Raw genomic sequence first — 17,213 nt, forward strand, 5'->3', positions numbered from 1 at the left:
CAAGTTTAGGATTAAGGTTTTTGAACCGTAATTTTCACCGTATATGTTTTTTTGATCTGACGGTTTCCCGAAATGACCGTATACTTTTTAGGATTTGCCAGATCAGAAAAATCAACTTTCCCCGTAATTTTCGGTTCCAGTTTTGCGTCCGTGACAAGCGAAAACTGCGGTCTGAGATTTTTCAGGTCGGTGCCGTAGAAAACCTCTACATCGACAGTCTGAGCCACGGTATCAACTACTGCATTTTTTGTCCTTACTGTTTGTAAATCAGAACCAAGCAATTCAAAATTACTGACATAACACTGTGTTCTGCCTGTGATCAGAAGTCCATCCTCGTCAACCGGAAAATCTTCTTTGCAGGCCAGCATAGCCGTGGCTGTAAGCATGACCGCACCTATCAATCTTATATATTTTAACATATTTTTCGCTGTTTAATGTTGAAAATAACTGAGCTTACCCGTTATAGCCATGGTGTATTTTGGGTAAGGTTCGGGTTACGGTCACGTTCTCCCGGAGGTATTCTAAAAATGTAATTTTGCTGATACGTCCGTTCCGATGTGTTCTGAAAATAACGGTCCATGTTCGCCCCATGGGAATCAATCCGCCAGACACCTTCCGTATACGGCGCACCCCAAACCCGCTCCATGGCTCTCCATCGGCGGATATCAAATCCACGATGTCCCTCTGCAAAAAGCTCAACAATGCGCTCCTGCTCAATGGCTGCAAAGAAGGTGGCGCTGCTCGCTGTTTTATCAGCTTTCAAAGCTGGAAGATTGCCCCTGCGGCGAATTTTATTAACCAGTGCAATCGCATCAGCCTGCGGTCCCTTAACGGCGTTGGTTGCTTCTGCATACATCAGATACACATCTGCCAGGCGCATCACAGGATAGTTATAATCCCCATCGCTGCGTCCCTGACCGGCATAATTGCGAAGAAACTTTCTGAATACATATCCAGAATTACTTCCATCCGTATTATAAGTCGTGTATTTGACACCGTCGATCGTAACCGGCTGGTTCCAGGTCTTATAGATAAACGGGCACCACCCTGTCGATTTCAGGGAAATCAATCCGACGCTTACTTCATAATCCCACATGATCGATGATTTCATCCGGTAGTCACGATTTTTATAACTCGCAGGATTCACCGCAGAATTCAGGGCAGTTCTTGCACCGGCATTCGCAGCATTCATCGGGATCAGTTTTGGAGCAAAATCTCCCGTAATCGTCGACTGATACCTGTCTGCAATTTCATACCGTGGCGCTACCCAGCACTGTGATCCTTCATGTGAGCGGCCTGCAACGTCACGCATCAGCTCTTCTCCCTGTCCTGTTCCTGTTCCGCCATGTGTAAAACCCATGATAATTTCCGGATCATTGTTCGCAACCGGCGTGAAGAGATAATAATAATTCGGCAGTTTTTCGGCTTTACCCAGAGAGTCAATATCTCCCGGCTCTCCGTTACGGAAAAGCGTCAGACCAAAATCATTGATCACTTTACCAAAATCAGCGGCCGCAGCCGTGTATGCAGCATCAGCCGCATTCGCGTCAGCCTTAAAGGTGTCCAGTTCCGGCCAGCCAAATTTATTCCAGCTCGCCCAGTACAATTGCAGTTTTCCACGGAAAGCCAAGGCTGCCGGTTTACCGGCACGACCGGTAGTTAATGCCTTTGCCGGTAATTTTTCATAAGCATAAGTAAAATCTGCCATGATGGAATCCTTTACCTGTGCAATCGGCGTACGGGTTAAGCCCGAAACCTCTGAGTTGTTATTGATCACTTTATTGATGTAAGGAACATCTCCCCACATGGATATCAGACGAAAATAGACCATCCCGCGCAATAACCTGGCTTCACCCAAAATGGCCTGAAGGTTCGGAATGGATTCGGGCTTGGCTGTCGCCATCATTTTATTTACATTCTCGATGACATAATTGGCCCGGTTGGCTCCGCCGTATAAATAGCGGTACATTTTATCAAAACTTCCCGCATACCCACTCGGGTTAAAGTTTCCACCCTGATAGGCATCACCAAGTCTAAGGTTATTGTTTGTCACGCTGGTCCCACGCGTCCTGACATATTCTCCATGTCCGTCCAGATAATAGTCACGGTCAAACAATGGTCTTATCGACGAATAAGCGCCCTGAAGAGCGAACGTGGCGTCCTCTTCCGTTTTCCAGAATACATTCGTAGCGACTTCGGTGGTTGGTTCTTGTTCAAGCAAGTCGTGTACGCAGGCACTTGCAAAAAAAAGCAATCCTGAAAGAACAGTTACCGTTACTAGTTTCGGGTTAATATTTTTCATACTCATAGCTTTTTAGATACCGATATTGATACCAACTGAATAAGATTTGTTCAAAGGATACGCATCACTTTTATTTCCATCCATCTCCGGATCGAGGCCTCGGAATTTGGTAAAAGTCGCAAGGTTCTCAGACGACGCGAAAATGCGGAAATTGGTGATACCTATCTTTCTTAACAAAGTAGCCGGCAAAGTGTAGCCCAGCTGCACATTCTTCACACGCAAATAGGCCAGATTATCAAGCCAGAAAGTAGTTTCCTCCCGGTTTGCATTACCGTAAAGACGTGGCCATGCACCACCACGGTTTTCGACAGACCAGGGATTTTCCCAATGCTTCACAGTTGATGCGTAGCGCTGAGTCGCAAAATTGACGTTGTTATAATCATTAAGCCAAAAATCTTTACGTCCAGCTGAACCTTGCAATAAAAATGAAACATCTATCCCCTTCCAGGAGAAATTTGCGTTCATTGAAAAGTTGGTCGTCGGTCTGTTGCGCTGCGTCTTCGGATATGCCTTTTTATCATTATCATCAATCCTGCCGTCTCCATTGATATCTTTCCGAAGGATATCTCCTGGTGAAGCACCTTGTGGAGTGGCGTTGTAAACGTCCTGCCAGGTCTGAGCAATACCGGCATCTTCGTACGTGTACAAATAACTATATGGCATGCCAATAAAAACCGTATTGCCAGACGCATTTACACCATTTACAGAAGTTGTTGCACCTCGTCCCAAAAATTCATTCCATTTTTCAAGACGTGTGGCATTGTAAGAGCCGTTCAGATTAACCATATAACTTACATCTCCCAATTTGTCTCTCCAGGCAAGGTTAATCTCAACACCACGGTTTCTCAAATCACCAATGTTTTTCCTTGGCGCATCATATGCCCCTGTCAACAGGATAGACATTTCTGAAGGCCGGTTCATACCAGTTGTCAAACGATCATAGTAATCAATATCGGTCGTCAGCCTATTATTCAGGAACCCAAGATCAATCCCAAGGTTTAAAACCTTGGTCGTTTCCCAGGAAAGGTCGCGGTTAATCAGTTTTTTATTGATAAAACCTTTTACTATGCTACCGCCAGCCATATAATTGCTGGACGTAAGGGTCTGCTGCTGTTCATACCGGTCCACGCCGCTGTTATTCCCAAGACTTCCGTAAGATGCACGCAACTTACCATTGCTAAGAAATCCGGATGTGAAACCATTGATAAACGACTCTTCGGTAAACCTCCATCCTACTGCTGCCGATGGGAAAAACCCGTATTGGCTGCCCGGCAAAAACTTGGAAGATCCGTCGGTACGGAAGTTTAATTCAAGCAAATATTTGTCAAATGCAGCATAATTAACCCGTCCGATATAGGATCTTAAACCTTCCGTAGAAGAATTCCCGCCCGTTGACTGGATGTCTGTCAAGGCTGCATCCACCTCGTGTAAGGAAGGATACAAACGGTCATTCCGGGAAGTTGCCTGATAGCGATCATACCAGTACTCTTCACTATATACGAACATCGCACCGAACTCATGATTTTTCGCAATTGTCGTGTTATAGTTCAAACGACCGTTCAACATCGTTTTGAAACCTGTGTTCGTAAAATTCCCGACTCCGGCATTGGCTCCAACATAAACTCTGCTCCCAAAACTGTTGGTCTGGAAATTATAGGCCTGGTTCGGAATACTTGCGTTCCAGCGAAACTGATTATAATAATTCAGCGCATAATCAACACGGGCAGTCAGTCCCTTGATCGGCGTCCAGTCCAAATATATACTTGTATTGGCCTCCTGACGGTTTTGTTTGTTAAGATTATTAACATAAACCGTGTAAGGATTGTAGGCCTGCGGATCCTCGTTGTAAGCCATAACCCCGCCGAAATAACCTGTTGCAGGATCATAAGGAACAATACCCGCAATAGCGGCCTTCAAGTCAAAACCAGCCGTGTTGAGCGGATCATCATCGGTAAATCCGTCTTCAAGTGCATAACTCAGATTGGACCAGTTTCCGTTAAATTTGATACCTGTGTTGATATTTTTACGGATCTTGTAGTCATAGTTGAAACGGGCATTATAACGTTTGTAATTGTTATTGACCTGCAACCCTTTTTCATCCATCATCCCCACAGAAATAAAGAAATTGGATTTCTCGCCTCCGCCTGATGCTGATAAATTGTAATTCTGGATGGCGCCATTTCGCATAATCACGTCCCACCAATCGGTATTGGGGTATTTTAGCGGATCAATCATCCCCAGAGCCATCCATTGATCGATGGTTCCATCCTTGAAAAGCAGGTTTGAACGCAATGTGTTAACCGCCGCTGCACGCTGGTGTAAGGTAAGGGCGCGCGGATAATCCGCCATAAAATCGTAGGCTTTGGTCGGAACCTGTACCGCATAATTTCCGCTGAAATTGATCGTGGCTTTTTCCTGTCCTTTTCCCGATTTTGTCGTGATCAGAATAACGCCATTGGCAGCTCTGGAACCATAAACGGATGAAGAAGTCGCATCTTTCAACACTGAAATGCTTTCGATATCATTCATGTTGATCCGGTTAATGTCAACATCGGGCATTCCATCAACCACCACCAGCGGGCTGCTGTTATTCACCGTACCCAGACCGCGGATGATCAGCGCTGCATTATTTCTGCCGGCCATACCTGAATTCTGCGTTACGGCAAGCCCGGGAACAAGTCCGGATAACCCCGACGATACATTTGAAAGCGAACGGCTTGTAATTTTATCATCAATTTTAATAGCAGAAACAGCTCCCGTCAGGTTGACTTTCTTTTGAGATCCATATCCCACAACCACGACTTCTTCCAGCGATTTATCCTCGGATTTAAGCTTGACAGTGAAATTCTGCTGATTTCCAACCTGTATATCCTGCGAGACAAAACCGATAAAACTGAAAGTAAGTGTAGACGATGTACTGGCTACGGTAATGCGAAACTCTCCGTTTGTATCTGTTGATGTCCCGTTGGAAGTACCTTTTTCGATCACATTCACACCCGGCAGCGCGTCACCTTTTTCATCAGCAACTTTACCCGAAACCGTAACTGCCATCGCCGAAATGGCATGGTTCATGACCTGTTGGATCCTCTGTGTATACGCCTGATCTGCCGGCATATTGACCGTAGTTTCCGGCTTAACACTTCCGGAATTACCGGGCAACTTGATTTCCTCTGTTACTGTGCGAGGGCCGGCCGCAGTCACATAAATGGTTTCGTTAACTCTTTTAAAACTCAGCCCTGTTTCCTTGGAGATATAACGCAGCAACTCGCCAAGGCTCTCATTTTCAAAGTTGCGTTTAAGACGCTTATTTACAACAAGTTTTCTATCGTATTGAAAATTCAGATCAGCCTTTTCGACAATCGTGCTGAATGCTTCTTCGAGCTTAACGTCTTTTAATTTGATCGAAATGTAGATTTGTTCGATGCTTTTTTCCTGGAATTTCCGCTCGGTGTCCACCGATGCTTCCGAAATAAAGCTGAACAATAACAAACCGGCTATCGCATACACTTTAAATAATACGCGTAATGGAGGTGGTATAGCTTTTACATTCATTGCTTAAATGGTTAGGTTAGTCAGTAAAATTCGTTGCCAGCGCATCGTCTGGCCTATTGCCCACGAAATCCCCGTTCCGTAGCTAGCTGGTATTTTCATGCTTCTTCATTTATTTTATGGTTACAGAATTCTTGTTGATTTCAAATGAAAACTGGTTCGGATAGCGCACCACGTTCAGAATATAGTCCAGAGACTGGTTGTCGAACTTTCCGCTGAACCTCCATTCCGGATCCAGTTTCACATTTTCGTCGACCTGGATTTTCACGCCATACCAGTTTTCCAGTTTTTTGATCACGCTGCCAAAATCCGTTTTATCGAAGTAGAGCACTCCGTCTTTCCAGGCAAGTTGTTTTTTGCTATCGAATTCAGACACAGCAAGTTTTTTAGCCGCTTTGTCAAAAGTGGCCATTTCATTTTTGACCAGAAAGACTTCCTCTTTTTTATCATTAACCGATGAAAACTCCGATTTCACTTTTACCTTTCCTTCAACCACAGCCACACGGACGTCCCCCGTTTCGGGATATGCCTCGATACCAAAAGTGGTTCCCAAAACCTGCGTGGTAACTTCTCCCGTATGAATAATAAAGGGTGCGTTCTTGTCAGGGGCAACCTCAAAATACGCTTCACCAACGAGGGTAAGCTCCCTTTTGCCACCAGGAAATATTTTAGGAAAGGTTAAAGTTGAGCCCGAATTCAGCCGGACAGAAGTGCCATCGATCAGCTTGATGGTAAGACGCTCACCCTTGGGTGCCGTTCTGGTAACCAGCTCAGTTTTATCAAGATCAGCATTTGAAAACCAGACCTGCTTCACAGCAAAAACTGAAACCAGTAATACGCATGCCGCCGCGACACGCCAAAGCCAGCTTATTTTTCCGAAAAATCTGTTTGGCAAATGTTCCGCAGTATCATCGGTGATAGATGATTTCAGCCGCTCCCAATCCTCATGAACAGCCTCATCTTCTATCTCATACCGATTGAAATTCAGGGCGTGAAACAGCATTTTGGCCTTTTCAACCTCGGCTGCCATTTCTGCATCTTCGGCCAGCCAGCTCTCCCATATAAGATCGTTACCGGGAGCAGTACCGCTTAACCAGGATCTGAAATCCTTGTCCAAAACGAAATCCTTCGCTTTGAAATGATGATATCTTTGCTTTTCCAATTGGATAATATTTGTTCTTTATTATACACAAGCCGGAAATGAAACAAAGTGACCCTCGTTTATTTATTTTTTTTCAATAAATTTTTATATAAATAAAATATTATTTATAACAGACTAATTATCAATAAATTAAATAGAAGAAATATTTTCAGGATTCTCTGATCAGGTCGATAACAGGTTCGAATGGAAGGCTGAAAAACAATGCAAGAAGGAACGGAATACTTTTGGCATAAGGCGCCAGATCTTCGTTTAAGGAATCAAGCGCCTTATAGATCAGTTTATAAACCGCTCTTGTTGAAATATTCATGACCTCAGCAATATCCGAGAAGGACTGGTCGCTGTAAAACCTTAGAAAAAGTGCCTCCTTTTGTCGGTGAGGAAGCTTATCAATAGCCGCCTGTAAGGCATTGATATTTTCGACTGACGTCTGATCATGAATAATTTTGGCTTCCACAGACAGATCGGCGTGGAATTCAATATCATTTTCATCGAGGCCGATGAAGGTATTTTTAGACGCACTCATCCGTTTGATGATGAGTCTGCGAAGGGAGGCCAGCAGGTAATTACGGATCGAATCAGACTCACCCAGATGTTCCTTACGTTCCCAGATTTTAATAAAAAGGATCTGGATGCAATCTTTAACTTCCTCCCGATCGCTGTTGAAACGGATTCCATAATTCAACAGCGGACGGTAAAACGCTTTGAAAACTTTCTCGAAAGAATCAGTTTCGCCAGCTTTAAGGGATTCCCATAAGGGTTCACTGCTAAACATCCTTTCGGCGTTCAGCTCAATATTAAAATGCCGATCACGTAACTGTTCTTCCGTCAGAGAAGTTTGATTTTCCGGTTTCATAGGAGATTTCATGCAAATAACCCTTCCCTCAACAACCCGCGACTATGTCACCGGGCCACCGTAAAAGACGGTAAAATATCGCAATACCCTTAAATATTTTGCAATTTTATCCCCGAATTATTAAAATATTTATTTGAAATGACCAAGCAGTATCAAGCAAAGCAAACCCAACACAGCCATGGAGATCACGCCCAAAATGATATTATTCGGCTTTAAAGCGGAAGAAGCCGGTGTTGCATCAGAATCTGCGGGCTCACGTTCCTTTATAATTTCAAGAGAGTTCCTGATCCTGTCCCAAATTGAATTAACATCCTGATTTGAAAGTGTTTCCGGTCTCCATTCGGTAGTTACAAGAACAAGTTCGCGCGCTTTATCTATTGTATCCTTTTTATAGGGATATTTCGTCATCCAGTTTTCCCAAAAAGAGCGTATAGGGGGGTCATTTGGAAACCTAACCCACCTGATAAAAAGGTTTTCCATCGCTAACTCTTCGGCCGAATACTCCGAGTAGGGTTTCATCTGTCGCACATTAAGAGTGTTAGGGAGATATTTGTTATCTGACACAAATCGAAATATTCCCCGCAATTATTTAAGATTATGACTGGTGCCAATTTTTGTTTGTTGATTATATAAAAAAAGGAGGTTAGCGGGCAATTATACTCAAAGATTTTAAAAACTCATTTTGGCACTATTCCGATCAGTTTCATAGATTTCCAGATAAAACCTTTTAGCTTTTTCACCGTAAACGTTTACGATTTTGCAAACTTTTTTTATTGAACAAAAGTAAGATTCCGCAACTCTCATTTGCAGAGTTACATAGCCCTTTAGGCAGGTTTGAGCGTATTCATTACAGCAAAATTCACCTCGTTAAAACGGAATATGCAGATATTAAAAAATATTTTTCAGGTCGGTGGCGATTTAAACGGTGTCACCTTCGATCAGCCCGGTGCGCTGTGGAATGACGGCAACTCGTATATCATCAAAACAGAACAGGGACTGATTATGATTGACTGCGGATGCGGGAATACCATGGATCAGATTTTTGAAAATATGCGTTCCTGGGACCTGCGGCCAGATAATATCAAGGTCTGCCTGCTCACCCACCCGCACTACGACCACGCCGGCGGCGGGTATATTCTAAAAGACAAGGGTGTAAGTTTTATAGCTATTCAGGAAACGGCAGAGGCCGTCGCCAGCGGCGATGAACGTTGTTGCGGTTATCTCTACCATAAAATTTTCACACCCTTCACAGTCGATCAAACCGTTTCCGATGGAGAAAAGATTAACGTGCTCGGTATAGAATTTACAATCATGCACCTGCCCGGCCACAGCATGGGATGCACAGCTTATTCCTTGATCTGGGAAGGCAAACACATCGTTTTCAGCGGAGACGTTATCGGCACCCTGCTCGGCGGTGATTTCGGGTGGAGCGGCTCCATTGACTTTGACAAAACCATTTATACCGAGTCGCTGCGCAAATTTGCAAAAGTCGACATGGATATCATGCTGCCAGGCCACGGACTTATCTATTTCTACAAGCCCCGAAGACGCGTCGAAGAGGCCCTCAACTCAGCCCTGATGCTGTGGCGTTGACCAGGTTAGTTTTTCTACCACCTGAGACATATGAGGTAACCTTAGAATTGTTTTTGAGTTGAGTTAGTTTAAATTGAATTGGTTAATTTGAATTTACTAAGATTATAGCGTCAACGATACATCCTATCAATTTACATCCTATTGGTATAGTATAAATTCAGTCTGCGACAAATCTAAATTCATCATTTAAAACACTCAGCCCAAACAAGATTTCGGCCGACAAATCCCAATTCCCAACGCCCCTAAGGTTATCTCATATGTCTTAGGTGGTGAAAATCCTCCATTGTTACCGAGCCGAATGCAATTTTCATTAACTTTGCGGGAATTTTTAAGAGACTTAGTACGAACTTATATACAATGACCTCGCATCAGATACGCCAGTCTTTTCTGGATTTTTTCCGCAGCAAAGAGCACCTTATTGTTCCTTCGGCTCCATTGGTAGCTAAGAATGACCCAACCCTGATGTTCAATAACTCAGGTATGGCGCAGTTCAAAGACTTCTTTTTGGGCAATGGCACACCTCCGTCACGTCGTATCGCCGACACCCAGAAATGTCTTCGCGTTTCGGGAAAACACAATGATTTAGAGGATGTTGGATTCGACACATACCACCATACGATGTTCGAAATGTTGGGTAACTGGTCGTTTGGCGATTATTTCAAAAAGGAAGCGATTACCTGGGCGTGGGAATTATTGACAGAAGTGTACAAGCTGCCGAAAGAGCGTTTGTACGTTTCAGTATTTGAAGGAGATGCAAAAGATGGTGTACCATTTGATCAGGAGGCCTGGGATTTGTGGGCGCCGATTGTTGGTGAAGACCGTATTATTCTTGGCAATAAAAAGGACAATTTCTGGGAAATGGGTGATACCGGCCCATGCGGACCTTGTTCTGAAATTCATATAGACTTACGTCCGCAGGCTGATGTGGATACGGTTTCCGGAAAATCATTGGTAAACAATGATCACCCTCAGGTGGTGGAAATCTGGAATCTTGTATTCATGCAGTTTGAACGCAAAGCAGACGGTTCGCTAATACCGCTTCCCGCAACGCATGTTGACACCGGAATGGGTTTTGAACGTCTTTGTATGGCGGTTCAGGCCAAAATGTCCAACTATGACACCGATGTTTTCCAAAATACCATCAACGTTTTGGAAAAATTATCCGGGAAAACATATGGCAGCGACGAACCGTTTACGGACATCGCGATGCGCGTGATTTCTGACCACATCCGCGCGGTAGCCTTTGCCATTACCGATGGACAGCTGCCTTCCAACGTAAAAGCCGGTTACGTGATCCGTCGTATTTTGCGCCGTGCTGTACGTTACGGATATTCTTACCTTGGATTCTCTGAACCGTTTTTCCATAAATTAATACCGGTTCTTTCGAATCAGTTCAAGGATGTTTTCCCGGAACTGACTGCTCAGGAAGAATTCGTGACGCGTGTTATTCTTGAAGAAGAAAAGAGCTTTTTGCGCACGCTTGAATCAGGACTGAAACGTCTGGATATCATTATGACCTCTTTGAAAGAAAAAGAGACCAATGTGATCGCAGGCAACGAAGTTTTTGAATTAAGTGATACGTTTGGATTCCCCGTTGACTTGACTGCCCTTATCGCCCGCGAGAAAAGCTTCATCATTGATGAGGCTGGTTTTCAGGATGCGTTGGCCGAACAAAAAGCACGTTCCCGTCAGGATGCGGCCAAGGAAGCAACCGACTGGATCGAACTACGCGAGTCGGATGGTGTTGAATTTTTAGGTTATGATTTTGAAGAAACCCATAGCCACATTGTCAAGTATCGTAAGGTAAAAACCAAAACCGGCGAAGAATATCATATCGTTCTCGACCGCACTCCTTTTTATGCTGAAATGGGTGGACAGGTTGGTGATACCGGAACTTTACGTTGGGCAGTAAATGGTGAACCGAAGGTGGCAACCATTGTCGATACCAAAAAAGAAAACGACCTTTTCGTTCATATTTCAAAAGATAAAAACCTGGATGACGCCTTGCAAAATGCAGGTATCGTGGTCGCGCATATTGACGAAGAACGCCGCAACAAAATCAAGGCGAACCACTCTGCAACGCACTTGATGTTATCATCCATGCGGGAGGTGCTGGGTACGCATATCGGGCAAAAAGGATCTTACCTGAACGACGAGTTATTGCGTTTCGACTTTTCGCATTTCTCGAAAGTTACAGACGAGGAATTGAAACAAATCGAAGACCGTGTCAACGAGAAGATCCGCGAAAATATTCCTTTGAAAGTAATGACCAACGTGCCTATCCAGGAAGCGATTGCTATGGGTGCAACGGCTACGTTTGGTGAAAAATATGGTGATTTTGTACGCGTCGTTATATTTGATCCTGAGTTCTCATTCGAACTGTGCGGGGGAACACATATTCCTTCAACCGGTGAAATCGGCGTTTTCAAATTTATCTCCGAAGGTTCGGTTTCAGCAGGTGTACGCCGTGTGGAAGCCGTTACGGGTGAAAAAGCACTGGAATTGATGCGTCAGCAGGAGGATACACTTAACCAGCTGAAAGATCTTTTGAAAGGGCCTAAGGATATTATCAAAGCTGTTGAAAACTTGCTTGAAGAGCGCACGCAACTACAAAAACGTATCGAGGCGCTGGAAAACGAAAAAATTCAGCAATTAAAATTACAGCTGCTTGACAAAGTTAAGAGCCATCAGAGTTTTAATCTGATTGTTGAAAAGGTTAACGTGCCGTCAGCGGACTCACTGAAACAGCTTTCTTACGAACTTCGCGAGCAGGTGGAAAATCTGATAGCCGTTTTCGGTACCGAGATCGCAGGCAAGCCTCAGATATCCGTTTACATTGCAGAAAACGTCGTTCAAAATGCCGGACTTAATGCCGGAGCTATCGTGAAAGACCTTGCAAAAGAAATCCGTGGCGGCGGCGGCGGACAGCCGTTCTTTGCCACGGCAGGTGGTTCGGACGCAAGCGGACTGGATAACGCGCTGGAAAAAGCTAAAACCTTGTTTTAAGACTCTGGTTTAAATTTTATAAAACAAAAAAAGTGGAATCCGAGACTGGATTCCACTTTTTTTGTTTCTTTTCTTTTACTCTTTCGCAGACAATTGTCCTCTTATCGCTCCCGCAGGATACTCCTTTGTATGAATATTTACATAATACAAACCAGCCTTCAGATCAGCGACCTGATCGGAAGTAAGTGTATCTGTAAAGGCAAAAGGTGTTGTAAATGTAGTTCCAAAATCAATTACCACTGCTCCCGTTGTATCAGCCGCTCCCTTGTGGATATGCCACGCCGTTGGTAAAAACGCAACAGTCGAGTCTCCCGCAGTTGAATCAGCTTTTGCAGTGTCACTGTATGTAATATTCAGCTTCAAAATATTCGTCTCCTGATCCAGCGTCCCGTCAACTGCACCCGTGGCCGTTAAGTTATTGGCAGGTCTTTCATTCGCTCCCGACAATGTAGTCGTCACTTTCAAAGTCGGTAAAACTTCGGTTGGCGGAGTTACGTCGTCATCATCATTACTACAACCCCATGCAAAAAACAATAAGGAAACACCAATAAATGCTAATTTTTTCATACTCGCTGATTTTAGTGAAAATTCATTTTAACAAAACCCGCCCTAACAAAACAGTGCCTGGTTTGGTAAAACCAATCTTAACCTATGCCAAACCGCGATAAGCTCAGTAATTTAATTTATAACTATTGTGGAAATGATACCACTTTTTGAAGAATTTAGCCCCAATTTGATACTTTGACACGTTCCCAACCAGGTAACCAAGATGTTAGTGATTTTTCCACCGGTCGTGAGACCATAGGTATAGCTCCGGTTTTCTGAGAATTGTTTTTTCGAGCTCATCATAAAACCGGTTTAGGATTCTGTCCTGCGCTTCAAGACTTCCATCCTCCGACAAAAGCTTCAAACGATATTTGTAACAATGCCTTTCCGTTTTTTCAACATCCACATACACAACGGCACATTTCAATTTTTGAGCAATTTTTTCACAACCTGCCTGTACATATGTTTTAAGTCCCAGAAAATGAACGTCGTGCTTGTAAGGCTGAACAGGACGTTGATCTGAAATCATGATATAAACCGTCGGTCGTGCGCTTTTTCGTTTCAGCACCGTCCTGTACCAATCCGATTTGGCAACCAACGTAACCCCGAACCGGGAGCGAAGACTTTTCATCTGTTTGTCAATAACCGGATTTGATATTGGAGAGTACACCGCAACAACTTCATAGTCTGTGATAAGAGGCAGCGTCAGCAGATATTCCCAGTTACCATAATGCGACATCATCAAAAGAACGTCTTTGCCTGATTTCAGAATATTATTGAGCAAATGACTATTTTCATAACGGGCAAAAGATCTTATATCGTTCTCATGTATACCGCTGATTATAAAAGGCTCCACAATCAAATCTGCCATATGGCGGTAATATGAAAGGGTCAAATCAGCCTGCTCATTTTGGGAAATCCATGGAAATGCACTTTTCAAATTTTTCCTGATAACCTTTGACCTGTATTTAAAGATATGTGACAATAGGACAAACAAAACATCCGATATCAGCTCGTAGACGGCAATCAGCAGCATTTTCCGAATATTGACTTTCTTAAAAATGCCCTGTCTTAAAGGAATCCGCAAAGATTGCTCCTTCAACTTTTACAGGATAAAGTGTACACCCGCATTGAACCCCAGGTATAATCCCTGAAAATCTTCCCCTCTGACCTTTTTCCAAAGATAGTGGTCCATCAGCCCGTCCCCTTTTCCCTTGGAGTAATTGACGTAATTCAAACTAGGTCCGCCGAAAATTTCAAGCTGTGATGTAAGTTTAAACGCAGGCTGTATACGCAAGCTGTTTTTGAAATAATCGCCACGCTTAAAATCCGATAACGTAAGGTTTGCAATTTCGGCATTGATCCTGAATTTTCCCGAAACAGGAATGTGAGCACCCAAACCAGCCTCCAGGCCGTACAACGATTTGTTATCACTTTTTAAATTATAACCAATCCCTAAAATTCCGTATAAAACACGACCACCCGAGCGAAACGACGCCAGTAATGTTGAAGTTTCGTCGATGGTGAGACTGATCGATTTCTCTCCGTTTTTCACAAAATTCAAAAGTCCGATGGGATAATCGCTGCTGTCTGCAACGTTGATTAATCCGGCCAGCTGAATCCCTTTTACGTTTTTCGCGATATTCATAAAACCTGCGACCTGAGAATTCACGTTACCGGCCTTATTCAAAAAGCCCGATACCTGAATACCGTTTGCCGATTTATGGGTGATATTGCTGAATCCGGCAATCTGCGCCGCACCGGAATTTTCGCTCACATTCAAAAATCCGGCAACCTGCACGCCCTGGGCATCATGACGGATCACATTGGTGAAACCCGCTACCTGCACACCCTGTGCAGAATTTAAGACAACATTGGCAACCCCGCTCACCAGAACTCCTTTTGCTGAATCTTTGATCAACAAAGAAACACCTGAGATGGCTACGCCCGTTTCTGCTTTTGATAACCCGGCAATGGCATGCAGAGAAAAAGCGTTGGTATACGATCCTGCATTTTTCCCATTCGTGCTGACCGGATAAATCAATCCGACATGGGCAACACTGGTATGGCTTTCCTGCGCAAAAGAGCTGATTGAAAAAAGAAGGAAAAAGCAAACTGCAAAAGCGCTGTTGATGATATTTGAATACTTGTTCATTGTGTCTAAATTAAAAATGGAAGTTTAAACACATACAGCGGAGAAATCCAAAATTGCAGGCCTTCAATCTATTCCCTTTGCCGTATGTACAGAATTGACAACCGGATCAGGAATTACCCTTTTTTTAGACTTAAAATAATTGAAAAAAAATCTTACAATCGAAGAATTACGCAGTCAGAAAACAATTTAACATATTGACAATAAATAAATTATCAATATGAAGATTTGTAATTCCAGTTCAACCCAAACTGCCAGCCAATCCAGGCGTTCGTCGTATTATTCAGTTTAATACGTGAGAAGCCTTTATCCGAAAACGACTGATATCCTTCCTTAAATTCTTTATATTCAGAATAAAAAGTGGAGAAAGAAGGACCGGCAAAAACAGAGAGACCGTTGGTAAGCCTGACATTCAGCCCCGTCTGGATACGGTTTAAAACTGGGAGATTTTCCCAGTGCCCGAGGTAAAAGTTCTGATTGATAAATTCTACGCTTAGCCCCAGGGTTTTGTTTAAAACGATATCTTTTCCCAAACCAAAACCGAAAGTATAGGCTTTGTTATTCATATTTAGCGCTGTGCCCACTGTAAAAATGCTGTACAACTTGTGATTCCCCGATTTCCAGGCAATGTTAACCGGCAGTACTTCATTTGAATACACTGTAATTACACCTTTCCCTTTTTTAACAATATTGATCAGCCCAATGCTGTAACCCGACGAACTATCAGCGATATTAATAACGCCAAACTGCACGCCGTGAAGGTTTTTAGCATAATTAAAAAGTCCCGCCACCTGTACACCTTTTACATCTTTACGGCTTATGTTACCAACACCGGCCACCTGCACGCCATCGACGACATCCTTCCCAAAATTCATAGCACCGGAAACCTGAAAACCTTTCATGTACGCCGTAGCAGAATTAAAAACGCCGCCCACCTGACCGCCCCGAATGTTACTTTTTGCGATGTTTCCAAATCCTGAAACCTGAACGCCGTGAATTTCCCCGGAAACTCTACTCAAAAAACCCGAAACCTGAACACCTGAAAGACTTTTATTGATCTGATTGCCAAAGCCCGATACCTGAACGCCTTTTAACGAGTCGAGCACCTGGTTATAAAACCCGGACATTTGCACCCCATGAACATGCCCGGAAACGACATTAAACAAGCCGGCTACCTGAACATAACGCATATCCTTTTTGGAAATATTGAAAACTCCTGCGATCTCGGCGCCGTTAACGCCGCCCGTGTAACCTCCGATCATGTTCAACGAGAATTTGTTGCTGACCTGAGAACTCATTTTCCCATGCGTACTCAACCCTGGTGTAAACGAAGCCTGATAAGGCAGCGATACGAAAAATCTGCTGATATTGCGGCTTTGCAAACGAAGTCGGGATGAGACAAAAAGTCTTCCGAGCCAGGTTCCGCTGCCTTCGGAATAGCGGACGAAAACCGGATCTAGGTCAATGGCTTTGGGATAAAGCAACAATTTCAGATCAGTGTCCTGATCTGAATTGATTACAATGGAAGTATCGGCATAACCGATTTTACTGACCGTCAGTGTCAACGGAAAGCTCCGGTCTCGCAACCGGAGCTTGAAAAAACCCTGTTCATCCGTCAACGCCGAAGCAAGCTGCTGCTTGGAATAAACACTTGCATAATCTACTTCTTTGCCCGTCTCATGATCGACAATGTGGCCGGTTAAGTGGAAGTACTTTTCCTTCGGCGGTCTTTGAATGATGATATAATCGCCCGTCTCTTTGTATTGATAAACTCCCGTCAGTAACACATCCAAAACCTGTCTCACTGACCGCGACTGAACAGATAAGGTTACAAGGCTATCGCCTGGAATAAGGTTACTGTTGTAGGAAAAGTAAAATTTCCCCTGTTCGCTCACAGCCTTTAAAACCTCAGACACCGGCTTCTGATTTACCTGAATGGAAACAGTTCTGCTGAGTAATTTTTGGGCATGGCAAGCGGACGATAGCATAAAAACCAACGCTACTGATGCAATTGCTCCTAAGAGAGTAAAAGTCCGATTCATGCCGAAAG

Annotated in this window: 12 protein-coding genes; 2 read left to right on the plus strand and 10 right to left on the minus strand. The window is 43.8% G+C overall.

Annotated elements, in window-relative coordinates; genetic code table 11:
* Positions 1-11: 11 nt before the first annotated feature.
* From M1L62_RS01715 to M1L62_RS01740, 6 genes are all read right to left on the minus strand, one after another.
* Positions 12-419 carry an SGBP N-terminal domain-containing protein gene (locus M1L62_RS01715; protein WP_254411273.1) on the minus strand — a complete coding sequence of 136 codons (408 nt, stop codon included), beginning with the start codon at positions 417-419 and terminating at the stop codon, positions 12-14.
* 41 nt (positions 420-460) lie between these two features.
* Entirely contained in the window at positions 461-2,302 is a 1,842-nt protein-coding gene (locus M1L62_RS01720) for a RagB/SusD family nutrient uptake outer membrane protein (RefSeq protein ID WP_254411274.1), read from the minus strand.
* A gap of 12 nt (positions 2,303-2,314) precedes the next feature.
* Positions 2,315-5,854: a SusC/RagA family TonB-linked outer membrane protein gene (locus tag M1L62_RS01725; protein ID WP_254411275.1), complete on the minus strand. Its 3,540-nt coding sequence runs from the start codon at positions 5,852-5,854 to the stop codon at positions 2,315-2,317.
* A 109-nt stretch (positions 5,855-5,963) separates the two neighbouring features.
* Complete coding sequence (locus tag M1L62_RS01730; protein ID WP_254411276.1) at positions 5,964-7,013, minus strand: FecR family protein; 1,050 nt, start codon at positions 7,011-7,013, stop codon at positions 5,964-5,966.
* 148 nt (positions 7,014-7,161) lie between these two features.
* The gene (locus tag M1L62_RS01735; protein WP_254411277.1) at positions 7,162-7,866 is read right to left on the minus strand and encodes an RNA polymerase sigma factor; all 705 of its coding nucleotides are present in this window, start codon (positions 7,864-7,866) and stop codon (positions 7,162-7,164) included.
* Between the two features lie 129 nt (positions 7,867-7,995).
* Complete coding sequence (locus tag M1L62_RS01740; RefSeq protein ID WP_254411278.1) at positions 7,996-8,385, minus strand: hypothetical protein; 390 nt, start codon at positions 8,383-8,385, stop codon at positions 7,996-7,998.
* 360 nt (positions 8,386-8,745) lie between these two features.
* Here M1L62_RS01740 and M1L62_RS01745 point away from each other — a divergent pair, with 360 nt between their 5' ends.
* The gene (locus tag M1L62_RS01745; RefSeq protein ID WP_254411279.1) at positions 8,746-9,459 is read left to right on the plus strand and encodes an MBL fold metallo-hydrolase; all 714 of its coding nucleotides are present in this window, start codon (positions 8,746-8,748) and stop codon (positions 9,457-9,459) included.
* A gap of 357 nt (positions 9,460-9,816) precedes the next feature.
* Entirely contained in the window at positions 9,817-12,465 is a 2,649-nt protein-coding gene (alaS, locus tag M1L62_RS01750) for an alanine--tRNA ligase (protein WP_254411280.1), read from the plus strand.
* Positions 12,466-12,540: 75 nt separating this feature from the next.
* Here the strand turns inward: alaS and M1L62_RS01755 are convergent, their stop codons facing one another.
* From M1L62_RS01755 to M1L62_RS01770, 4 genes are all read right to left on the minus strand, one after another.
* A complete protein-coding gene (locus M1L62_RS01755; protein ID WP_254411281.1) occupies positions 12,541-13,032 on the minus strand; it encodes a CHRD domain-containing protein in 492 nt (163 codons plus the stop codon).
* A 205-nt stretch (positions 13,033-13,237) separates the two neighbouring features.
* A complete protein-coding gene (locus M1L62_RS01760) occupies positions 13,238-14,047 on the minus strand; it encodes a lysophospholipid acyltransferase family protein (protein WP_254411282.1) in 810 nt (269 codons plus the stop codon).
* A gap of 69 nt (positions 14,048-14,116) precedes the next feature.
* Positions 14,117-15,166, minus strand: coding sequence for a hypothetical protein (locus M1L62_RS01765; RefSeq protein WP_254411283.1), 1,050 nt, complete (start codon positions 15,164-15,166; stop codon positions 14,117-14,119).
* Between the two features lie 212 nt (positions 15,167-15,378).
* Positions 15,379-17,205, minus strand: a complete 1,827-nt coding sequence (locus M1L62_RS01770) for an STN and carboxypeptidase regulatory-like domain-containing protein (protein WP_254411284.1) — start codon at positions 17,203-17,205, stop codon at positions 15,379-15,381.
* Positions 17,206-17,213: the final 8 nt, after the last annotated feature.

The organism is Dyadobacter diqingensis, from assembly GCF_024220585.1.
Classification (GTDB): domain Bacteria; phylum Bacteroidota; class Bacteroidia; order Cytophagales; family Spirosomataceae; genus Dyadobacter; species Dyadobacter diqingensis.